Annotated in this window: 22 protein-coding genes; 11 read left to right on the top strand and 11 right to left on the bottom strand. The window is 52.2% G+C overall.

Annotated features, from left to right (window positions below; all coding sequences use genetic code 11):
* Positions 1 to 154 precede the first annotated feature (154 nt).
* Genes EDF61_RS14835 through EDF61_RS14800 form a run of 8 tightly spaced genes read right to left on the bottom strand, consistent with a single transcriptional unit; the run spans position 155 to position 9,179 of the window.
* Entirely contained in the window at positions 155 to 760 is a 606-nt protein-coding gene (locus EDF61_RS14835) for a hypothetical protein (RefSeq protein ID WP_133834582.1), read from the bottom strand.
* Positions 753 to 2,399 (bottom strand): M23 family metallopeptidase, encoded by a 1,647-nt coding sequence (locus EDF61_RS14830; protein WP_133834581.1) that lies wholly within the window; start codon positions 2,397 to 2,399, stop codon positions 753 to 755. The genes EDF61_RS14835 and EDF61_RS14830 overlap by 8 nt, the downstream gene beginning before the upstream one ends.
* Entirely contained in the window at positions 2,396 to 4,516 is a 2,121-nt protein-coding gene (locus EDF61_RS14825) for a hypothetical protein (protein ID WP_133834580.1), read from the bottom strand. Before EDF61_RS14825 ends, EDF61_RS14830 begins: the two co-directional genes overlap by 4 nt.
* Position 4,517: 1 nt before the next feature.
* On the bottom strand, positions 4,518 to 7,022 hold the full coding sequence (locus tag EDF61_RS14820) for an ATP-binding protein (protein ID WP_133834579.1): 2,505 nt from the start codon (positions 7,020 to 7,022) through the stop codon (positions 4,518 to 4,520).
* Between the two features lie 14 nt (positions 7,023 to 7,036).
* Entirely contained in the window at positions 7,037 to 7,597 is a 561-nt protein-coding gene (locus EDF61_RS14815; RefSeq protein ID WP_133834578.1) for a hypothetical protein, read from the bottom strand.
* Between the two features lie 9 nt (positions 7,598 to 7,606).
* Positions 7,607 to 7,939: a hypothetical protein gene (locus EDF61_RS14810; RefSeq protein ID WP_133834577.1), complete on the bottom strand. Its 333-nt coding sequence runs from the start codon at positions 7,937 to 7,939 to the stop codon at positions 7,607 to 7,609.
* Positions 7,936 to 8,931 carry a conjugal transfer protein gene (locus EDF61_RS14805; protein ID WP_133834576.1) on the bottom strand — a complete coding sequence of 332 codons (996 nt, stop codon included), beginning with the start codon at positions 8,929 to 8,931 and terminating at the stop codon, positions 7,936 to 7,938. The genes EDF61_RS14810 and EDF61_RS14805 overlap by 4 nt, the downstream gene beginning before the upstream one ends.
* Positions 8,928 to 9,179 carry a hypothetical protein gene (locus tag EDF61_RS14800; protein WP_133834575.1) on the bottom strand — a complete coding sequence of 84 codons (252 nt, stop codon included), beginning with the start codon at positions 9,177 to 9,179 and terminating at the stop codon, positions 8,928 to 8,930. The genes EDF61_RS14805 and EDF61_RS14800 overlap by 4 nt, the downstream gene beginning before the upstream one ends.
* A gap of 225 nt (positions 9,180 to 9,404) precedes the next feature.
* On the opposite strand from EDF61_RS14800, the gene EDF61_RS14795 reads away from it, so the two are divergent.
* Together EDF61_RS14795 and EDF61_RS14790 are read left to right on the top strand one after the other, a co-directional pair.
* A complete protein-coding gene (locus EDF61_RS14795; protein ID WP_133834574.1) occupies positions 9,405 to 10,190 on the top strand; it encodes a hypothetical protein in 786 nt (261 codons plus the stop codon).
* A 321-nt stretch (positions 10,191 to 10,511) separates the two neighbouring features.
* A complete protein-coding gene (locus tag EDF61_RS14790) occupies positions 10,512 to 11,396 on the top strand; it encodes a replication protein RepA (protein WP_133834573.1) in 885 nt (294 codons plus the stop codon).
* 9 nt (positions 11,397 to 11,405) lie between these two features.
* Here the strand turns inward: EDF61_RS14790 and EDF61_RS14785 are convergent, their stop codons facing one another.
* From EDF61_RS14785 to EDF61_RS19285, 3 genes are all read right to left on the bottom strand, one after another.
* Positions 11,406 to 11,981: a hypothetical protein gene (locus EDF61_RS14785; protein ID WP_133834572.1), complete on the bottom strand. Its 576-nt coding sequence runs from the start codon at positions 11,979 to 11,981 to the stop codon at positions 11,406 to 11,408.
* Complete coding sequence (locus EDF61_RS14780; RefSeq protein ID WP_133834571.1) at positions 11,974 to 12,915, bottom strand: ParA family protein; 942 nt, start codon at positions 12,913 to 12,915, stop codon at positions 11,974 to 11,976. Before EDF61_RS14780 ends, EDF61_RS14785 begins: the two co-directional genes overlap by 8 nt.
* A 700-nt stretch (positions 12,916 to 13,615) precedes the next feature.
* Positions 13,616 to 13,939, bottom strand: a complete 324-nt coding sequence (locus EDF61_RS19285) for an HVO_A0114 family putative DNA-binding protein (protein ID WP_498724759.1) — start codon at positions 13,937 to 13,939, stop codon at positions 13,616 to 13,618.
* Positions 13,940 to 14,046: 107 nt separating this feature from the next.
* Between EDF61_RS19285 and EDF61_RS14770 the strand changes: the two genes are divergently transcribed.
* The 9 genes from EDF61_RS14770 (at position 14,047) to EDF61_RS14730 (ending at position 20,251) form a co-directional block, all read left to right on the top strand.
* On the top strand, positions 14,047 to 14,724 hold the full coding sequence (locus EDF61_RS14770) for an SAF domain-containing protein (RefSeq protein ID WP_133834569.1): 678 nt from the start codon (positions 14,047 to 14,049) through the stop codon (positions 14,722 to 14,724).
* A 93-nt stretch (positions 14,725 to 14,817) separates the two neighbouring features.
* Positions 14,818 to 15,540, top strand: a complete 723-nt coding sequence (locus tag EDF61_RS14765) for a hypothetical protein (protein ID WP_133834568.1) — start codon at positions 14,818 to 14,820, stop codon at positions 15,538 to 15,540.
* Complete coding sequence (locus EDF61_RS14760; RefSeq protein ID WP_133834567.1) at positions 15,530 to 17,038, top strand: TadA family conjugal transfer-associated ATPase; 1,509 nt, start codon at positions 15,530 to 15,532, stop codon at positions 17,036 to 17,038. The genes EDF61_RS14765 and EDF61_RS14760 overlap by 11 nt, the downstream gene beginning before the upstream one ends.
* A complete protein-coding gene (locus tag EDF61_RS14755; protein ID WP_133834566.1) occupies positions 17,038 to 17,895 on the top strand; it encodes a type II secretion system F family protein in 858 nt (285 codons plus the stop codon). The genes EDF61_RS14760 and EDF61_RS14755 overlap by 1 nt, the downstream gene beginning before the upstream one ends.
* Positions 17,892 to 18,782, top strand: coding sequence for a type II secretion system F family protein (locus EDF61_RS14750; protein ID WP_133834565.1), 891 nt, complete (start codon positions 17,892 to 17,894; stop codon positions 18,780 to 18,782). Before EDF61_RS14755 ends, EDF61_RS14750 begins: the two co-directional genes overlap by 4 nt.
* Before the next feature lie 11 nt (positions 18,783 to 18,793).
* Entirely contained in the window at positions 18,794 to 19,021 is a 228-nt protein-coding gene (locus EDF61_RS14745) for a hypothetical protein (RefSeq protein ID WP_133834564.1), read from the top strand.
* Between the two features lie 6 nt (positions 19,022 to 19,027).
* A complete protein-coding gene (locus tag EDF61_RS19205) occupies positions 19,028 to 19,423 on the top strand; it encodes a TadE family protein (RefSeq protein WP_133834563.1) in 396 nt (131 codons plus the stop codon).
* Entirely contained in the window at positions 19,420 to 19,851 is a 432-nt protein-coding gene (locus EDF61_RS14735) for a TadE/TadG family type IV pilus assembly protein (RefSeq protein WP_133834562.1), read from the top strand. The genes EDF61_RS19205 and EDF61_RS14735 overlap by 4 nt, the downstream gene beginning before the upstream one ends.
* 10 nt (positions 19,852 to 19,861) lie before the next feature.
* Positions 19,862 to 20,251, top strand: a complete 390-nt coding sequence (locus tag EDF61_RS14730; protein WP_133834561.1) for a TadE/TadG family type IV pilus assembly protein — start codon at positions 19,862 to 19,864, stop codon at positions 20,249 to 20,251.
* The last annotated feature ends 2 nt before the right edge of the window (positions 20,252 to 20,253 follow it).

Here is a 20,253-nt window from a genome sequence, read left to right as displayed (position 1 = left end):
TAGTTCACTATTTTCATCACTGTTATGCACCTAGTTGCTGGCTTATGAGTACTGCGAGTTTGTATAGATGCTTGCTCCTAGGCAGAACAACAAGTAAGGCGCCCTCTTCCAAGAGGGCGCCTCTGTTGCGTTTCGAAGCTATGCAGGAAAGTGGTTATCCAATGAAATATTGATCGTCAGGTGAATCTGTTGGAGCGACTTCGTCAACAAATTTTGGTCCGTCGGAGAAGTCAGCCCAACTATTGACTAGCCACCCTTCACGTGTGTTGACGAGTTCGATTACTTTGTTGGCAGCACGGTATCCGTCGCCTTCTGCTGATTGGGTGACATGATCGAAAGAGACCAAGAATTCTGCTTTGTCGTCGGTCAGACTCAACTGAGAGATTTCTAAATTTTGAGCAGAAGATACTTGCCGAGTCTCTTGGATTTCGGTCCAGGCGCTGCCGCCATCTCCTTGGCCGTAGGCCTTCAGGATTTTTTTGGCGTATTGACTGGAGCACCATTTAGCTGCGCGGTCGATCCAAGCATCCGCCGAGGAATCTTGGTAGGACCAGGAGTAGTATCCCTCGACAAAACCGTGAATCGTCATCGTGATTTGAGGAGTAATCGGATTGGTGGGATCTACTTGGGGAGCTGGTGATTCCACTTCCCAGGTCATAGAAGGTTCTGACTGCTGCGAGTGATCTTTAGGAGCTACTAGCCAGATAAGCAGGAGAGCTGCAACTGCGCTTAGGGCAATAATCCATCCTCGCTTATTCATGGCCTTCAACCTCCTCAACGATTGGGGTCGCCGACTCAGGTATTAGGCTATAGCCGACCGGATTCTTTGGCAGTGGCACCTCGATTGTTCCTTTGGTAGTTACGGTCACCATTGTTTGTTGATCGATCATGATTCCAACCTGGTCCCATTTCCCTTGCGCAACCTTGCCCATGACGATGAGATCTCCGGGGGCTAAATCATCTGTTTGGCGGCCGGCCGCCCACGGGTCGACATATGGAACCCCGCGGATCTCTGCTTTCTGAGTTGCCCAGTAGACAAAGCCATCGTCGTCCCATTTTTTGAATTCTCGTCCGCCTCGGACATGAGAGCCACCTAGGCCTTCTTTCGCGGCATCGACTAAAGCACTGCGTACTTCGGTGAGATCTGCTGTTGAATTCGCAGCGAGTGATGTTGTTGCACCCATCGCTGGGCACTCGGTGTTGATCGGGGCTTCTCCACCAGGTGCACCTTTGAGCATCTGTGTGGCTACGGGTTCCCAATTGTCATACAGATCCGGGAATTTGCTGACCTGAACTGCCTGGGCAGCTTCCCCAAGGCCAAACTGTTCCCAATTCTTTATTGCGAAGAGCCGCTTGATGAATTGTTCAGTGGAGTACTCCACCTGCATTAAGCTCTTCACCGGCCCCCATCCCTGTGATGGACGCTGCTGGAATAGCCCTACTGAATCATGATCATGGCCTGCCCCATCGTTTGGGTACCCTAACGATTCTGGAACTGTAGTATTCGCCAGAATTTTTCCCTTAGATTCCTGCAGTACGGTCATCAACGTGATCACCACAGCCCGGTCATTTCCTTTGAGCTTTCGAACGGCGCTGATCACTCCTGCAAGGTTTTTGGCTTGTTTCTCATCGGCCACATATTTTTGCCCATCAGCACGTCGGTATGTCCCTGCCAAACCTCCACCAGTCTCTGGAATTTCTTGCTTGGGTGAATCTGGATTTTCTTCTTGATTATTAACTGTCTGGACCTGTTGTGTCTCGTCAATCCCAAGATTCACTCCCTTCTTCTTCATCCATGGGATGGGAGGAGTCGGCTGCCCGTTAATACGAATCTCGAAATGTAGATGCGGGCCAGTGGCGTTGCCTGAAGCTCCCACATCAGAAATGTGCTGTCCCTTTTGGACCTTCTCGCCGACCTTGACATGAATACCCTTGGGCCACGAATGTACATATCGACTTTGGACCCCACCACCATGATCAATCGCGACCATATAGCCGGAATTTCCGCCAGTCGATTTGCCTGCAATTGAGACAACGCCGTCAGCCGCAGCCAAAATTGGGGTGCCATCTGGTGCAGAAATGTCCTGCCCAGAATGTACTTGAAATATGCCTAGAATCGGGTGTACTCGGCCACCATACGACGAGGTGAGTTTCCCTTTGAGCGGGTTGAGCCATTCGCCAGTGTAAGCCTGATCCGGGCTCACTACATTCGGCCCATCCCCAACCTGGCACTGGAGCCCATTGTCATTGTTCGTCCCCGACCCATTCTTGGCTGCTCCGCTGAAGCCGGCCACCATCACAACCGGGAGAATAAGTGCTGACCCTGCCAACAAGATGGCGATGAGGAGACACCCTATACCAAGACCAGCACCGGTCTTTTTGGCACTGTTATTGGTCATCTGCTGACTTTCACAGGCTCGGGAGTATGAGCAGCACGACGTTGCTCAGCTCGTTGTTTCAGAAGTTCTTCGTTGGCTTTATGCTTCGATACAACTTGTGCTGCAGTATCACGTGCCTTCTGAGCCGTTGCTAGCTTTGCCTGAACGCGCTCACGCCGTTTCGGCATATGCTTAGCAACTTGAGCTGATTTAGTTGTCTTTGCAGCCATCTTGTTGGTCAGCTTCTCCATCTTTTCTGGAGTTGATGGAGTGCCAGGACGTTGAGCATCCTTTCGCTGAGCATTGGTCAGTTTCCGGTCGACACGATCCATCGATCGCTGGACACGTTCTTGCTTACGGTTCTTGCTATTTTCAAAACGCTCCTCACGGCCTTGATAGCGGTCTACTTTTCGCTGCTTCAGGTCAGTCTTCAGCTGTCCTGAAGATACGTGCGTTTTAGCAGCGCTAACTGTTTTACCCACCTTGCTTGCAGCCTTTCCTGCCACAGTTGCTGCAGTGACTGCAGTGCCTACGCCAGGTACGCGTTTGGCAGCTAGCAATGCTGCCGCTTTTACCTTTCCCCGTGCGTTACTTTGAGATCGACGCTCGTTAGTTTGTCCTGTGCCCGCAGGAGCGTCTTGAGGCATTTTTGATGGGGCTTCTTTAGACGCCTGAGCATCAGAATTTTGGCCAGCTGATCGAGCGGTGCGGGACATAGTCCTCGCGGATGCGACATTTGAAACCGTGTGAGCGGCACTGCGCACTTTAGAGATAGCGCCGCCAACGTTTACTGGCTGGCTTTGGCCTCCACGGTCTCCGAGAGTGTTCTTCATCCGCTCAGCTAGCTTTTTAGCTCTTGTTACTAACCACGAACGGTATTTGAACAACAGAACAGCAGAAACAACGGTGAAGATCATCACGACCGTGAATTTGTTGCGTCCCAGAGGTGCCAGGAAATCTAGGAAGCCGACGATAGCTAGAAGGACAATGACAAAGAGCGCGAGGGCGAACCCAGTGAGGAACAGTCCGTAGAGGACCATGACCAGGCATTCCCAAAGGCCGCCTCGTTCGCCTCCAGGCAACAAACCGATGAGCAGCTGATACAGCAGAACACACGTGCGCCATGCAAGAAACAGGACCGCGCCGGCCAGAATGGCAAAGAAAACGATCACGAAAATTAGCATCCCCGAGAGCATCATGACTGATCCAGCCATCACGTCCAGAGTGCCGTTCGGAGTCTCTAAATAGGCTTTGGCCTGTGGGTCGCATTTAGAAATGGCATCACGAACGCGGGTGTCAGCACCGTCTCCAGTAGCTACTTCCTGGATCTTTTGTGTGAACGTTTCCGCGCATTTCCCATCGAGGGTTTTACCGAATGCTACATATTGCAGAGGTTCTCGGAGCATCACGTCAGTGAGTTTGCTACCTACTGAATCTGTGATGACTTGATTGGCCGTGAGATTATCAGAATTTTGCTCTCCGTTAGTAGCGATGGTGATGGCTACTTCGTTACCTGCGTTCCGGAACTTATCGAACGCTCCATCAGTACCGAATACTGAGTTCATCGGATTAGACAATGAGCCCATCAGAAGTACGAGTATTCCGATCGTTACGGCGATATTCATCAACGCGCTTCCGGCCTTACCACGCATCAGAGCAATACCGTAGACGGCGCCTGAAAGCGCCATTGCGAATCCGATGTAGCTGGATTTGATGGGAGACACGACTGCAGAGATGTTGTCGGAGATCCCCTTGACAGGGGAAATTAGCCAATCGACCCATGTGAACGAGAAGACAAAGTGGATCAACCACATCATCGTTTTAAAGGACCCCGTGTAGGGACCCCACAACAGATCAATAAACCAACCGTCGATGACATGGCGCGGGTGCCAAATATCTCCGCGGTCGACGGGAGTAGTGAGATACTTTTCTGCTGGTACGCCTTGTGAGTCTTTCAGCGAGCTCATAGGGTCGGCAGGGATCTCCCCCTCAGCTGGGGTACTGAGCGGAGAATCCTCACTTGTAGCTGCTGTCGAATATGAAGGAGCCGTCGCGGCCAAGGACGAAGGCGCGCCGATTGCTACGCTGCTGATGGCTAAAAGGAGCGCAAAACTGAAAAGCATGTAGAGGCGCTTCATTCTAACCTCCGATTCGTGCTGCTTGTGGGGTGGTGAGGATGGCTGCAGCGATCTCAGGATCTGCTGGCAGAGTGACCTTTATTTCCCCGTGGTTACCTGACTGGTCGATAATCATCGCTTCGCCTTCTCGCCCAGGAACGATTTTTCCGTCGGCTTGCTGGGGCGAGAATCCGCGCACTTTCTCCACTTTTTCCTCGTCGTCGGGATCAAGTCCAAGAAAAGCTAGGCCCTTCTTTGCTTCTTCTTCATCGGTGTGGCGCATCAAGATACGGAACGGGATGAGTCCGCGTTTGTCTCCGAACTCGACTGGATCGTGTGAATCCATCCCAAGAACAGCTTTGGCCTTTCGCCCCTCGCGGAGGAAGGAGTTAACGATTTCAAGTCCCTGAGGATTGCTGGTGAGGTGGTGGGCCTCTGAAGCCATGAAAAGAGCAAGATCCGAGTCGTCTTCAAAGCACACCTGGTGAGCGATCCTAGCGATGAGCGCATACAAAGCCCGACCGTAGATTTTCTCCAAGCTGAGCTGTTTGAAGAGGAAACCTTGGCTGAGCTCTTCAGGAGACGGAAGTTCCAGACCATAGGTACAAAACACGATTCCCCGCGCATCTTTGTTGAGCGGTGGCAATGTCTCGTCGAATAAGACCCGGCCCTGCTTCTTCTTCGAGAAGGCCTGCATGGTACGTCCCAATCTCCGCTGTTCAGGATCATCTGTTTCTCCCTGGAGGAATTCGACGAGCTTTCCTAATGAATCGATCCCGTGCTCTTCAAGATGAACCGGATTGAGCATTTCATTGAGGACGATCCCCATTTCGTCTGAGGGAGAGATGTTCATCAACATGGCAGCTAGGGACTCCACATGTGAGGCGCCTTCTTCAACACCGAAAACACGTAGAGGATCCAGAGAATACTCTGGTTCAACTAGGTTGATTGCGGTGCTTGGGATGCCCTTTTTATCTAATGCACCAGCCACGGAAAGCCACTCATGAGTCGCTGATTTATCGATCACCAGATAACGTCCACCACGTTCCGCAACGAATGCTGTGATCTTCTTGAGCGTCAAGGTTTTACCGGCACCGAGTTCTGCGACGACAGCGAAACAGCCAGACTTATTACCCATCACGGCGCTTTCGATATCGTGCAAAACGGGAGTACGCCGGCCGCCAGTGGTATTGATTCCCAGCATTGGTCCACGTTCAGCTCCCAATGAGTCAGAAGCGATAGGGATTGATGCTGACAGATCGTAACTGGTGGTGGGTGGCAACGCATATTCTTTGACAATTGGAGTCATCGGGGTGCCGATCATCATGGACTTCCACAGCTCTTCCATGAGCTTTGGCAAAGGGGCCTCGACGCCGACTTCCATCTGCTTGTAGAAGTCGATGATCTGCTTACCGTAGGACGTTACTTCCTCTGCCGAAGAACCACCGACGGCCAAAAGTACTGTCGGCGTTATGGAGACTTCTTTTTCATTGCGGCTCAGGGCTTGCTGGTACAACTGCAAATCACGCTGGTGGACATCGAGCTCAGCATTAGACCCCGTAACCGATTCGTCTGTTCTCTGATCACGCTGATCGTTCAGGCGTGATTCGTTAGTTGCATTCTGTTTCTTTGCTTCACGCGCATCGATCGTGGTGAATCGCCATACCCAATCCACTGGGAACGCGAGTTGGTCAATGGCGCTCATCCACTCGCCGCCAGGGAATTCGAATCCACCGAGCGGCATGGAGCGGATAGCCAGGACCTGTTGGTATGAAGGCTCGGTGCTGGCTGCCACTTTGATGTAACGACGACGGAAGATACGGTCTTTGTTCTCTTCACGCGGATCAGTTTGCGCTCCCTGATCCATCCAAGGTTCAGGAATGATCTGTGCCTGGCCCTCAACCAGGGATTTGTCATGACCGTGCAGGCCGATAGCTTCGTCTAAATACAGCCCTCTCTGCATATGGTGAAGCGCCAGCCAGACATGTTCCTCTGGGGTGGCCGGCCGAGCGCGGAACATCGTCGGGAGGTTTTTCAACGCTTGTGTACTCGACAAGCTGCTGGATTCTAAAAGTTTCAGGTCCGGGGACATACCAGGAAGGGCTAGGGCGTCGTGGAACTTCCGACGCAGGACAGTGCCGTGACGACGCAGTGTCTCTTTGAAGGAAGAAGACTTCAACGGAATGGACAGCCAGAAAGTACGAGTGCCGAACTCGATGTCATCCCATGATTCAAGGGTTTTAGCGACTTCATGGAACCAGTGCGGACACTGCTCTGGGTCGACGCCTTCGATCATTGCTTCGACCATTGCTGAAGGGTCAAGAGATGCCGTGATGCCCATGAGCATTGATTCGCCCCGGAGGCTCTGGAACAGGTCCTCATGAAGCTTTTTGATCATTGAGCGCTTTTTAAAGGGTGCGTATCCATATTTCTGCGGTTCTAACCGCCAAGTAGCCCAGACGGTACCAGTATCTGTGAATGCAAGATTCTCAGTGAGATCGGTATAGGAGAGGATACGCCTAGACATGATTGAGACTCCTTTTAGTGAGTGCCGGTTTGAGCAAGAAGATGCTTCAACGCGCTGGAAGCTTGTATAGGTGACTGCGAAGCTGACTGTTGAACTTCAGGCGGGGTAGGTTCCGGCAATGAGATTGGGGCCGGTTCGGGCACAAGCTCTTGATAGAGAGAAGTAGTGCTGCTGTTGATGAGCACGGTGCGTGCCCGTGCCCGAGCCGGCTTATCGAATTTCAATGGTTTCCCGCGGTATGTCCCCTGCCTGCTGAAGTACCGGGAGTTGATTGCGCCGGAGAACCCATCGAACTGTACGAAAGGGTTGCCATCGAGCTTTTCGAGCTTTCCTGCCAGAATTCCTGAGCCGAGGACTAGTCCAGCTGCGAGAAGCAGATTGATCCCGAGGGAGTCAGTCCGCCACAGCGCGTAGCTTTTGTAGAGCAACATGCTGACCGCAGCGACTGTCACGATCTGAGCTGCCGTATAGGGTCCGCCGATGATCTTTTCACCGCTGGGAAGACGCCCGATCATAATCGGGATACGGACAACCCGGTAAAAGCGTGTGACTATCCGATGAGATTCTTCTGACATGACGTGGCCTTAGCCCAAGGAACCTGAAGGGTCATCTGTTGCGTGGGTGATGGACACAGAATGCGCTGCAGAAGGCACGGTGCCCTCCACTTCTTCCTGAATGGTTGAGTACCCGCCAACGACATACCAGCCGATGACACCTCCCAAGACCATGGCGCTGAGCGTCTTGCCCCAAGACCCCTTGGACTGCCAGAACACGACGCCGCAGATGAGGATGATGATCACACCCACGCCGATGATGATTGTTCCTTTGCCCTGGTTGAACAGGGAGTTCACGGTTTCAAAAACGTTGCCGACGACAATGTTGGATGTCAGAGCACCGTTCAGTTCGTTGAGATTCATTGTTTTGGTTCCTTTCGTGGTGTCTGGGCCTTAGCGAAGGTTTCGTCAAGCCCAAGAGTGGAAACTTCCCATCGGCCGGCTCGTGCCGTGAGGGTCAGTTGGAAATCCCCGAGTGTCTCGGTGGTTTTGTTTGTCAGCAGCATGCGCGCGTTGACGTGTATTAGATCCCCATCAGTGGCCTTCTCTCCTGGTTCTTTGTCTCCGACCACATACTCGATGCGTGCGGAAGAGTAAGGGGCTGGAGAAATGGGAGCAATGGTTGTGCCTGGGGCAACGAAGCGCGTGAGGTCTCCGCTGCCGCTGAGATACGACTGCAGAAATCCTTCGACTGAGCTCGTGACGGCCTTATTAGCCGATAGGTCTTTTGAGTAGCCTTCGAATTTCTTGCTTTTGGCAGCGGGGTGCGCCCTTTCGCTAGGAAACCCGAGAATCGATAATTCTTGGTTCCCTGCGGTGATGAGCAGCACGTCAAATGCCCTTGGCTGCCATTGCCCTGACGGGTCTTTCACTTCAACCGAAACAGTGACTCGGAACGTCGATTCGTTAACGAGCCCAAGTTCTGACACACTAACTTCTCTGATCTCCGAGCCATTTTTGGGAAGTCGAAGACTGGTGGTCTGTGTATAGCGGGCTAGCCGTGAGGCATCATCCCGAGTCGCGGTCAACCAGGAAGAAACGAAACCTTGGGCTATCGACTGTGCTTGTTGAGCTAGGGCAGGTGGTACTCCTGGCTTTTGCTCAACTACCTGAGCTGCAGCCGGTGGGGACATACCTTCAGAGATTTGGTATGACACGAATGGGTAGGCCAATAGACCGACCACAATCAGACCTGACACCATCTTGTTTGAGATGCTGTGCCCCTGAGTCCAAGGTTCACCTTGGATAACTTCCGAAGCCTGCTGGTCCGCCACACCATCGGTTGAGTCCTTTTCGCGCTTGAACCGAGCGAAAATTCCAGCGTTTGGTTTCTTCGCTTTGCGTTGGGTTTTCATGGTCTTCCCTCCTCTCGGATGTATTCGGCTGCTTCTCGGCCGAGCTTCATTTCTTCTGACATCAGGAACCGTGCCAGTTCCTCTGCTGCCTCTGAACTGAATGGGCTTTCTAAGACATCGGCAACTCGTTTCTCTAAGCTCTCTTCGGCGTTGATGACCACTTCGCTGTGCTGAAAGAAGGAGTGGAGATTGTCCTCAAGAGAGGGCGAATTAGCATGCTCTGAGGCATCTCTAGCCTGATCTTTCATTGAGGTCCCCTGTCGAGATTTTCTAGTTCTGCCTATAGACAGCCCACTGAAATACCAAAAGCGGTCAAATGATTTTCAAAATTTTTTTCACTGCAAGAAGACCCAAGTCAGAAGCAGGAAATACAAGTCAGAAGAGTGCAGCTTGATGGCTGGGATCCAGAGTGATCCAGATTCGAATCTAGGGGCGCTGAGGAGCGTGGATCATGACGAAAGGACGTGATCCACATGGGTACTATCACCCGAATCAACACTCGCTTGAACTTGGAATGGGAAGCGCAGCACGCGCATGAAAATGCCGACCATGGCACCGCCGGGTTTATCACTGGAGACGAGTATTTGGCTTTTCTCTCTAATAGCGACCAAGCGACTTTGCATGACTGCCTCCAGGACGCTGTGAGTGGCAACAGCACAGTCGAAAGAGCATTGCTGCATTACTTCCAGGGCATGGCTGTCAACGCTGCACGCACCTGCAAAGGACTGCGGTACCTGAAGAGCATTGGGCAGCAAGACGAAGCGCTGACCATCGCAGTCCATGCTTTATGGGAAACCATCAAGACATACCCGCTCCAGAGGACCTCCTCCGTGACTGGAAATCTGCAAATGGAAATGCTGAAAAGAATCACCCGTTCAGTCAGCGCGAAGCTGCCGCAGATCATGGCAGAGCAAACTTACGGTGATTTCGAAATCGCAGAATCAATTCATTCTGAAAGCTGCACTAGTGCCCCAATGGAAGCTCATCCCATGGAGTGCCGTCCTCATGAAGAAAGCATTGGATCGCCATGGATTGAGGTCATGCGCGTACTTGAATGGTCAGTCAAGACTCATGCCTTAAGCGTCAGCGAAGCTAAGCTCCTCGGACAGTACACATCGGCTACTACGAAAGAACGCCACAAGCTTGCCGATGAGCTGGCAATGAGCAGCTCCGAACTCAGCGATAAGATCTCAGTCCTCAAACGACGGTTAGCACGTCGTCTAGCAAGTGCTGGTGTCGAGCGAGGATCACTGATGTGAACCGTTATCCACGAATCCACAGAACCGGGTGCCCCTACTTATGAGAATCCCCCATGTTAATTAACTTAAATGGGCCTCTCATTTTGACGGAACTGACTAGGCAAAACATAGATCAGGCGTCACCGATTGCACGTGGTTAAGCGTCACCGATTGCACGTGGAAAACTCTCCTCACTGAGATGAAGCGTCACCGATTGCACGTGCTGCATCCCTGGAATCACGCGGATTAACTCCCCCAAATAAATATCCACACCCACTGAAATACGGGCGTCACCGATTGCACGTGGATAACTTGCTCTATCCACAGAAAGTACTTCGCATCATGTCAACTGCAGCAGAGCTTATGACCAACCGCCAGCTTCGGCTAGTTGATTTGGCCTGTGACCTTGAGGGAGAACTTTTCTCAGGGCACTACGCTTCACGGATCATGGCGCAGCTCTCATTGCCCTATAAAGACCCCAAAGACGCCCCAGAATGGGTCCGGCGAAACAACGCCCTCACCCTTACTCTCACGCCGGGTCAGGTGACTGCTCAGGACGGGTCACGTCAACGCCTCTACCCATACGGAGTGATCCCCCGGTATTTGATGACCTGGATGACTACTGAGGCTTATCGCACGCGGTCGCGACAGCTCTATCTAGGCGACTCACTGACTCAATTCCTCGCCACTCTAGGAATGAATGGATCCGGTGCTTCAGGCCGACGAGTTCTAGATCAGCTGCACCGGCTAGCCGTCGCCAATATCAATATCGAAGATGTACGTGACCAGAAGTCCAGATGGAATATCACCGGAGAAAATTTCCACATTGCATCCCGTTATGACCTCTGGTTCTCGGCCAAGGACGTACCCAACCAGGAACAGCTTCTGGGGTCAACGATTACCCTGTCAGAGCAGTTCTATGAGGAAGCCATCAAATCCCCCGTCAAACTACACCCTCAGATATTGAGAGAGCTCGCGGGATCGGCAATGAGGCTGGATCTGTATGTATGGCTTTCCTACCGGTTGCGAAACCTGTCGAAGCCGACTACTGTCACTTGGTCTCAGCTAGAAGCCCAATTCGGCTCAGAGTACAAACATCAGCGCCAGTTCAAAGCAAAATTTCTCGCGCACTTACGAGAAGTGCAGATCTTCTTCCCCCACAACGCAGTAGCGGCCCAAGTCCAAGGCTTGCGCCTGAACCGGGCCGCTAAGGTACTTACCTATTAGAGCGATGCATTACGAATACTGTGGGACATCGACTTTCAAATCCAAAGCAAAGAGGGATGAAATAAGTGCACTGCGAGTTGGTGCGCCCACTTCCGCGCAGTAGACATCGTCGATCCATGCAACTTGGTCCGAAGTCAAGCGCAGCTGTATCTGCGTGCCTCCCTCTCCCCCGCCACGGCGCTTACGCAAAGGAGCGGCGCCAGGCATCCCCTCGGGCAGGCCAGAAGCTACTACTCCACCAAAGCAAGACGCCAAATTTTCTTTTGAGACTCGGCTAAGTGCACGGAAAAGTAGTTCTGTATAACTCTGCGACGCCGCAAGAGATTCTTTGCGCAGGGCCTTATATACATTGGCCGGCAAATAGACCGACGAGTGCGGCTGCTTCACATTGCGCTTCCGGGAAGACGGTGTATCCGCGGCAGCTTCCACCTCGACTTCCCTCGGAACCTCTTCCTGGACTGCGCGATCCGCTAGTGGTGGTGCCTTGCGTTTGGTTGGTTTTGGTGGCAGAAACCCTTTTAGTGAATCTGCAGGGTCCTCTGAAGCTCCTGGCTCAAACATGCTGCCCAAATTTTTCCTAGTCATTGCTAACCTCGGCTTCAATTTCCAACAGACGGGCAAAAATTTCACGTGTTAAGGCCGTGTATTCCTTTGCCAAGTTCCCAACATCTGTGGCTAGTAGCGCTTTATCCTCCTCGACCGCTTCACCGTTCTTGAAGGCAGTGAAGCGCTGTTTGACTGATTCCTCAACAGCGGGTGAAAGCTCATGGATGAGCATTCCCCGGCGACGTGAATCAACAGCTGCAGTTTCCATGTAGCGAATGCGGGTCTCGAAGACCGGTGCTGCCTCCCCCAATGATTCAGTGAGGCGTTCCCGTGTCTGACGTGCAATGCGGCGACTTGCCCCACCGATGCCGAACATTACGGCCCCTGCTAGTCGAAGGTCGGGGTTGAAATGACGGGCACGCATGAATTTCTTGGCGGTGTTTTCAACGGCGTCAAGTGTGCCATCATCTGGTCGAGCCGGGATCACTAATGCTGAAGCCACACAGAGGGCACCTTCGGTGATCCATGGATCACCAGGCGGGGTATCAATGATGATCAGGTCGTAAGGCTCGGCAATTGCACCCAAGCTAGCCGACAAAAGTGAAGCGAAGGCCTCCATTGGAGCCTGACCCCTGGAGAACAAGATTCCTTGTAGGTCTCGAAGTTCCGCTCCACCTGGAACTACATCCAGATTTGGGCGAACGTCCTTGATGACAGGCAAAGGGTGCCCCTTGCGAAGTGCATCAAACAGTCGCGCCCCATCCTCTTTGTCGTAACCAAGGTCGTTGTGCATGGCACCTACGGGATCAAGATCGATAATGAGCGTCTTGTATCCAGCGGCTGCAGCCTGACCAGCGACGTTGCATGAGCAAGAGGTTTTACCGACCCCACCCTTGTCAATACCGAAGACTACGGCGCGAGCGATCTGCGTGATTTGCGGGCTGGTTCCAGCGAGAGAAAAAGAGCTAGACATGCTTCCTCCAAGAGATGATCTGACTTGAAGATCATAACACTATTCATAGGTAATTCAACAGTGGGCTAACTAGTTCGGAAGTAATTTCATATCTATGTACATATCTATGTGCACAACTGTTCATGCATTAGGTAAGCAACTAGGTAACATGACAATGAAGATCATAGTTTCACAACTATGCAGTAAGTAACGTGTTATCTATGTGGTCTACTAGCTGCCCTGTGGTTGATGGTTGAAGCGAAGCCAGTGGGCACTGTTGACCTCAATCTACCGATCAGCATGCCTCCAACGGGGATTACTGTCCCTGCGCGCCAGGTCGCACTGAGGCAACTAGGTAGATGCTTACGAGCATCACGATGTGGATAACTAGGTAACAAAATGTTCAGTTACCTAGTTGCATCAATAGTTGCCTAACTAGTTACGTTCATATGTATATAAACTGCGGCCCGGGGATGCTTTTAGGGTTCCAGGGCGCTTTGGCTCAAGGCCGACATCAGTTATTCGAGTGGGTGCGGTTATATCTGCCGTTTTGTGATTCCAGGTCGCCAATCTTTGTCCATGTCGGGCGGGTGATCCTATGAGGGATGCAGGGTATGGCGTGGGTTCGCAGGAATTTCGCGCAGCAAACTGGGGGAGAATGAGGTAAAGGAAAATTCTATGGCAGGTTTTCTGTCAGCACTGGGCTACCTGTAAGTATCAGTCAGTCCGACGGGAGTAAGAGGATGTTTGTTCGAAGGATCATGAGTAACTCGGCGCATCGAGATCGTTGCGCTTGGTACGTTACTGCGGTGCTTCCTCGAAGCTCTGGTGGTATGTCCCCTTTGACGGCGCCTGCTGCTTCTAGCGCCCTTAGGTTGGCCCTTACGGTGTGTTCGTTTAGATCCAGGCGTCCAGCAAGCGTGGGAATGGAAGCAGGGCCTCGCCGCTGGAGGTCCCTGATCAGTTGCACTCGTGCCGCGGACCCAAATGCATCAATTGCGAATTGGAGATCTGCAGGGAGGCCTGTATCTATTTTGCGCGGCATGATCCCATCATGACTTTTCCTTGTGCTCATGACCAATAAGCCTAGATTTAAAATCTAGGCAGTGCTACCGTTTTCTTGTCAGATCATCCATAAAGAGGAGAATCCCAGTGACTACTGAAGTCACCAGCGAAGAGACCCAGAAGAAGCAGATGCCTGCGGGTCTTCCCCATCGCGGTAAGAACCCTAAGTTGCCGTCGCGCCGTAAAGGCTTTGTCGCCGCTGTATTGGCCATGGCTGTCCTCGGTGCATCTTTAGCCTGGGTGGGAACGAGGTCTACCGGAAGCCACCAGGTTCTGACGGTCAAGAATGACGTTTTTCGCGGACAAACTATCAAGCAGGAGGACCTCACTTCGCTGTCGGTGGAGGGGGAGCAGCCACAATACATCGATATCAATCGTCAAGGTGATGTCGTGGGTACTAAGGCTCAGACAAATCTGCTCGCCGGCACACCTGTTGTCGAGGGTTCGTTTGCATCTGCAATGCCGGTTCCTGAGGACATGAGCATCGTGGGATTAGGCCTGAAGCCTGCCAACATGCCAGGGCGCGAACTGGTGCCTGGTGACAAAGTTCGTGTAGTTCACACCCCATCAGGCGAACAGCTTACTGGCGATGAGACTCTCAAAACCGTTGCGGCTGTCATAGAGAGGTATCCGACTGCCAGCGAAGATGCAGAAGGTAACAGCAACTTCATCGTAGATATTCGAGTGAAGAAGGCTGATGCACCGCAGATCGTTACCTGGAGTTCATCTGGGCTGGTGGGCATCGTGTTGGACGGTGAAAAGTAAATGGCTATGGTCACGCTCACCAGCATCGGTACGTCCCCGGGAATAACGACAACAGCGGTGGCCCTAGCAGTTGAATGGCCAAAGCCAGTCATCTTGGTAGAAGCAGACATTTCTAAGCCATCATCTGTGATTGCTGGCTACATGCAATGTCAGATATCAGGTAAGCGGGGACTCAGCACGTTAGCGGAAATTTCTGCCATGAGCTCTGTTGACCGAGAATCCATCCTGGGATCATGCGTGCCACTAACCAGCACGGGAGAAGATGAGGGAACCGAGAATCTACTCCTACCTGCGATTTCAAACCCGGAAGCTGGCCACGGTATCACCACCATGTGGGGAGAGCTCGCGGAGGAACTGACAGCTTTTGAAGCCTCCGGCTACGACGTGATCGTTGATCTTGGGCGTTGGACGGGAAACAAAGACCGCCGCATTGCTTTGGCTGAACGTTCAGACGTTATGTTGTATGGTCTGCAACCTACATTCTCCGCACTTGCTGCTCTCGACTATGGGAAAAAGTCCATAGAACCTCTTCGCGATGCAGTAGGGAGGGGCGACTCTTCTTCTGCTGTTTTGTACCAGCCAGCTGTAGGCGGCTCTAGCACGCGGGAAGTCAAGAAGTTCCTCAATATGGGGATTTCTGGGGAAATTCCATTTGCACCCAAGCAAGCCGCAGTCTTTTCACAAGGCGAACCTAGCTCGAAACGAATGATGATGCGGGATAGCTACATGTCAGCTATCCGTGCACTGCGAGCCAAGATCTTCAAAGATCTTGATAAGACAAGAGAACTGATCCAGGAGGAAAGCGATGCCGGATAACATTACTAGCAACTCTGACCAGGATCTCCGCTCTCTGCCATTTTTCGCTTCTGAATTGACGGCGCAGCCATCACTCAAAGTGCCCACTTCAGTGAAAGAACATCTCAATGCAGGACAGAGTGGGCGCCGTGCGGCGAAAGTCCAAAGTGAAGCCCGGGTAGAAGGCTCCCAAGAGTTCTCGGAAGAGAACGAAGAATATTGGGAAACCATTCAGCACCTGCGCAGCCAAGCAGCAGAGCTTCAATCACAGAAGCTGATGGAGCGCCCGGACCTCGATAACGACGCACGCGAGCAAATGGGACGCCAGCATATTAAGCAGGTGGTACTTGATCACGTCAAGTTCCAGATCCGCACCCAAGGGCAAGAAGGCAGCTGGAGCGCGCGCACTCAAGAAGACGTTGAACGTACTCTGCGTGACTACATGTTCGGGTTGGGGCCATTCCAGAAATATGTCGATGATGAAACCGTAGAAAACATCACCGTGAATGGGTGCGACGAAGTATGGACAGAGCACGCCGGGGGCGAAATGCGCCGCCAACCGCCTATTGCGCCAAGCGATCGGGTGCTGGTTGACGATGTTCAATTTCTGCTCAACCGTAAAGAAGAAGAAGCGCGCCCCTTCGACCAGGCCCACCCAGACGTGGACGCCGATCTCATGGAAATGGTCCGCCTTGCGGCTGTCACAAAGCCTGTGACGACGCGGCCCGTAATCGTGCTGCGCGTCCACCGATTCCTCAACATCACTCTTGATGAAATGGTGCAAATGGGGAACCTTACTGAGTCCGCAGCACACTTCCTCCGGGCTGTGATCGCTGCCAAACGTTCGGTAGTTTTCAGCGGCTATGCGGGAGATGGAAAAACTACCATGTTGCGAGCAGTCGTCAATGAATTTGACCCCTACGAACCAGTGATCACCATGGAGATGGAACGAGAACTTCACCTCCATCACCTATCTAGCCGCGCTGTTTCCCCAATATCGCTTCAGTATCGTCCCGCAGGCGAGGCCGGGGGTGCCGGCGAATATTCCATGTGGGCCGCCAGCCGTAAAGCACTGCGTCTAAATGCTTTCCGTTTCATCGTGGGTGAAGTCCGCGGTGACGAAATTGGTCCCATGATTCGAGCCATGCAAACCGGCGCAGGAAGTCTTTCGACTGCACATGCTGAAGATCCTGAAGATTGTGTGGAAGCCCTCGTGGGCCTTGCTAGCCAGGAGTACTCCGAAGAATATGCCAAGCGCCAGATCGCCCGTCATATCGACTTCATCGTGCAGCTCAACCGTGTAGAGCAGGAAGATGGAAGCAAACTTCGGAAAGTAACCCATATTACTGAGGTACTGCCACACGAAACTCATGGAGTAACTACCTTAGACCTCTTTCACCTAGATGAAGAGGAAAACGACGAAGACGCGAAGTTTCTTCGCCTTCCAAGCGATTCACGTATGCGCCGCCGACTCGCGCGTCACGGTTTGAAAGAAGAAGTTTTGAGGAGGGGATTCTAATGCAACAAATGATGCTGCCTATTGGGGTTTTCCTCCTGATTACTAGCCTTGGCTTAGCGGTCGCGTATTTACTGCTTCAGCCTAAAAAGAAGCTCAGGACGGTAGCCGTTCCGGCACGGTTCCAGTGGGTGAACACGAAATTTTCGAAAGCTGAGAAAGTCCGTACCGCTGCTGCATTCGGTGCAGCGGTCATCCTTTGCATCTTTACGCGTTGGTTCCCTGCACTTATTCTCTTTCCGCTCGCTGTGCTTACAATCCCAGCGCTGTTTTCGAACCGAGCTGATCGGTTGGTGCTTGAGCGCTTGGAGGCCCTGGAATCCTGGACACGTTCCCTTTCGGGTCTCATCGGGGTTGGAACAGCGCTAGAAACCGCGTTGAAGGCTTCGCTTTCAAGCGCTGCAGATTCGATCCGACCGATGGTGAAACGCCTAATTGCTCGGCTTGAAGGCGGGTGGATGCTGAAAGACGCGCTCGAATCTTTTGCTGATGAAATCGACGACCCAACAGCTGACATCATCATCATGAATCTCATGCTTGCTGCTGAACAAAGGGGGGCTGGTCTAAGCACTGCCCTAGAGAACATCGCTGAAAGCGTGCATGACGAAATCAAAGCACGTCACCAAATCGATACAGATCGTTCCAAGACCCGTTCAGATATCCGGATCATCATCGTGGGCGTAGTAGTCATGCTGGCCATCATGCCCTTTATGCCAATGGTTTCAGAGCCATATAAGAGCGCAACTGGTCAGATCTTGTACTTGGTGTGGGTGGCGTTGCTTTGCTACATCGTGTATGGGATGTACCAGCTGGCTAAGCCATACCGTGCAGCTCGACTCTTAGGGAGGACAACCAAATGATTCTCATCATTCTCGGCGGTGCCCTCATTGGACTGGCAGTTGCTCTATTGGCTGCGCCCTTATTTACGGCGAAACCAAAACTGGCAGTAGCTATGGATAATTTCGGTTCCGAAGTCCTCATTGACAAAGAAACTAAATTCGCCCCAGTCGACTGGAAAAGCAAGATTGGGCTTTGGGGCATGAAACTTCCACCAGTTCCAATGACTCCAAAGGTCACTAAAGAAGACTTACAACTCATTGGACGCACCGAGCTGGACCATTCTTTCCAGAAAATGCTCTACGGTTTTGGGATTGCTGGACTTGCAAGTATTGGAGCCATTCTCCTATCTGTAGCTGGCATGGAAAATACCATGTTTCCTTTGCTTGTGGTCGTCGCTTTCATGCTGGGTCAAGCTGTGCCGGACCGTCGAGCCCGCACCATGGCGTACCACGCTCGTAAAGAGTTTGGTCGAGGCGTAGGAAGCTTCATCGAGCTCGTTGCTACAGAGGTACGACGGGGCGCCCACGTCACGGCAGCGGTCACTAGTGCTTCTACAATCAGTAATGATTCATGGGTCTTCGTTCGGATCAGGCAAGTACTCACCAGAGCTCAATACCAACAACAACAGGTATGGGATGCACTAGAAGAATTAGCTAACGAGATCCACGTTCCGGAACTTTCGGAAGCTTCGAGAATTGTACGACTAAGCGGAAAGGACGGAGCAAGAATATATGAGGCGCTACGTGCTTCAGGCAAGAATCTCCGAATGCGGGCCCTTGCGGAAGAACACGAACAGGCCAACCTGGTAAGCAACAAAATCTCAAGACGTGTGCAGGCAATCGTGATGGTCTTCCTAGGGATGATCCTCACCGCACTCTTTATCAATATTTCAAATTCCCCTTTCTGAAAGGAAAAACAATGCGTAAGGCAATCACCGACAAAGTAACCTTGGCAGCGCTGACAGCTGTGGCCTTGGTCTCGACGCAATTCAACTGCTTGACAGTCGACAATGAACGAGGCAGCAACGACACCTCGCAATTCGGGTGGATTTGGGTCGCCGTGGGAATTGTAGCCCTCGCCGTCGGCTTCTTCACCGGCAAGGTGCAGGAATGGATCAACCAGATCAACGGCGCGGGTTGGTGGTAAACCGCAATGATTAATGCATCCAGAAATCAGTGGCGTTGTGAGAAAGGGAGCTCCAACGTTGGAGGGTTCGCATTTCTCCCAATCCTCTTAGTGCTGATTTTTGGGGCCATCGAATTCGGATTAGTGGTCAACGCTGATCAAAAAGCTCATGCAGTCGCGGCGGCCGCCTATAACGTCGCCCGATATGAGGGTTCTACGGCCGCAGACGGCCGCCGCGCTGCCAATGAGCTACTAGCCAGATATCGGATGGATCTCCCGCCTGATGCAGTTACGGTGACTCGAAGTGCAACTGAAGTTCGAGTCAGCGTCCATGCTCGTTCTGACTCCATGATTCCGTTTCATGACGGATGGAAAATTGACCAGGAAGTGTCTGGCCCGACGGAAAGGATCATTGCCCGATGAAGGATCTTTTCAAGAACTCCGAACGAGGCAGCCAGTCAGTCAGCACATTCTTCGCAATACCGATTATTTTTCTATTTTTCATGCTCATTCTTTATGCAGGCGTTATGGGATCCGCGAAACATGCCGTGCAATCTGCAGCTAACGCAGCTGCTCGTGATGCTTCGCTTGCTCGAACCTCGAATTCTGGCAAAGCCGCGGGAATTCAAGCAGCCAAGCGTGTAATGACACAAGGTTCAGTCAATTGCGATTCGATTGATGTTGATGTGGACACCTCACGATTCCAGACATCTGGCACCAACTTCGGCAGAGTTGATGCAACTGTGACGTGTGACGTTGTCTTTTCTGGAATCAAGATTTCCGCTATTCCAGGCATTCAAAGCACTACAGCACACGGTACGTCCCCTGTCGATTCATTCCGAGAAAGGTAAGCGACTAACCATGAAAGCTAAATGGTGGCAGAGAGAACGGGGAGAAGCCCCAGTGATCCTCATCTTCGGCATGATTCCGGTGCTTCTTATCGTCATTGGCTTGTTCATGGAGAACGGGGCGCTTATCAACGCTCAAGAACGAGCAACCTTGATTGCGCAGTCAGCAGCACGTGCTGGGGTTAATGGTGGAATCACCGCTGATACGTCGATAAATTCCGAACTGGCTAGGCGAGCGGCGCAGAAATACCTAACTCAATCTGGGGCAGAAGGTAGCGTGGCTGTACAGGACGGGAAAGTAACAGTTCACGCTGTCATCCCCTACGAACCAAAATTCCTGCCTATCGGAAACAAAGAAGGCGTAGGAATCGGCGCAGCCAGAGTATTCAAGCCAGGACAGTAGAA

The sequence above is a fragment of the Arthrobacter sp. JUb115 genome (assembly GCF_004365035.1).
Taxonomy (GTDB): Bacteria; Actinomycetota; Actinomycetes; order Actinomycetales; family Micrococcaceae; genus Glutamicibacter.
This window is presented reverse-complemented; position numbering and strand designations above follow the sequence as displayed.

Coding starts and splice junctions, on each gene's coding strand:
- EDF61_RS14835 (WP_133834582.1), bottom strand. CDS start 760: ATGAATAAGCGAGGATGGATTATTGCCCTAAGCGCAGTTGCAGCTCTC.
- EDF61_RS14830 (WP_133834581.1), bottom strand. CDS start 2,399: ATGACCAATAACAGTGCCAAAAAGACCGGTGCTGGTCTTGGTATAGGG.
- EDF61_RS14825 (WP_133834580.1), bottom strand. CDS start 4,516: ATGAAGCGCCTCTACATGCTTTTCAGTTTTGCGCTCCTTTTAGCCATC.
- EDF61_RS14820 (WP_133834579.1), bottom strand. CDS start 7,022: ATGTCTAGGCGTATCCTCTCCTATACCGATCTCACTGAGAATCTTGCA.
- EDF61_RS14815 (WP_133834578.1), bottom strand. CDS start 7,597: ATGTCAGAAGAATCTCATCGGATAGTCACACGCTTTTACCGGGTTGTC.
- EDF61_RS14810 (WP_133834577.1), bottom strand. CDS start 7,939: ATGAATCTCAACGAACTGAACGGTGCTCTGACATCCAACATTGTCGTC.
- EDF61_RS14805 (WP_133834576.1), bottom strand. CDS start 8,931: ATGAAAACCCAACGCAAAGCGAAGAAACCAAACGCTGGAATTTTCGCT.
- EDF61_RS14800 (WP_133834575.1), bottom strand. CDS start 9,179: ATGAAAGATCAGGCTAGAGATGCCTCAGAGCATGCTAATTCGCCCTCT.
- EDF61_RS14795 (WP_133834574.1), top strand. CDS start 9,405: ATGGGTACTATCACCCGAATCAACACTCGCTTGAACTTGGAATGGGAA.
- EDF61_RS14790 (WP_133834573.1), top strand. CDS start 10,512: ATGTCAACTGCAGCAGAGCTTATGACCAACCGCCAGCTTCGGCTAGTT.
- EDF61_RS14785 (WP_133834572.1), bottom strand. CDS start 11,981: ATGACTAGGAAAAATTTGGGCAGCATGTTTGAGCCAGGAGCTTCAGAG.
- EDF61_RS14780 (WP_133834571.1), bottom strand. CDS start 12,915: ATGTCTAGCTCTTTTTCTCTCGCTGGAACCAGCCCGCAAATCACGCAG.
- EDF61_RS19285 (WP_498724759.1), bottom strand. CDS start 13,939: ATGCCGCGCAAAATAGATACAGGCCTCCCTGCAGATCTCCAATTCGCA.
- EDF61_RS14760 (WP_133834567.1), top strand. CDS start 15,530: ATGCCGGATAACATTACTAGCAACTCTGACCAGGATCTCCGCTCTCTG.
- EDF61_RS14755 (WP_133834566.1), top strand. CDS start 17,038: ATGCAACAAATGATGCTGCCTATTGGGGTTTTCCTCCTGATTACTAGC.
- EDF61_RS14750 (WP_133834565.1), top strand. CDS start 17,892: ATGATTCTCATCATTCTCGGCGGTGCCCTCATTGGACTGGCAGTTGCT.
- EDF61_RS14745 (WP_133834564.1), top strand. CDS start 18,794: ATGCGTAAGGCAATCACCGACAAAGTAACCTTGGCAGCGCTGACAGCT.
- EDF61_RS19205 (WP_133834563.1), top strand. CDS start 19,028: ATGATTAATGCATCCAGAAATCAGTGGCGTTGTGAGAAAGGGAGCTCC.
- EDF61_RS14735 (WP_133834562.1), top strand. CDS start 19,420: ATGAAGGATCTTTTCAAGAACTCCGAACGAGGCAGCCAGTCAGTCAGC.
- EDF61_RS14730 (WP_133834561.1), top strand. CDS start 19,862: ATGAAAGCTAAATGGTGGCAGAGAGAACGGGGAGAAGCCCCAGTGATC.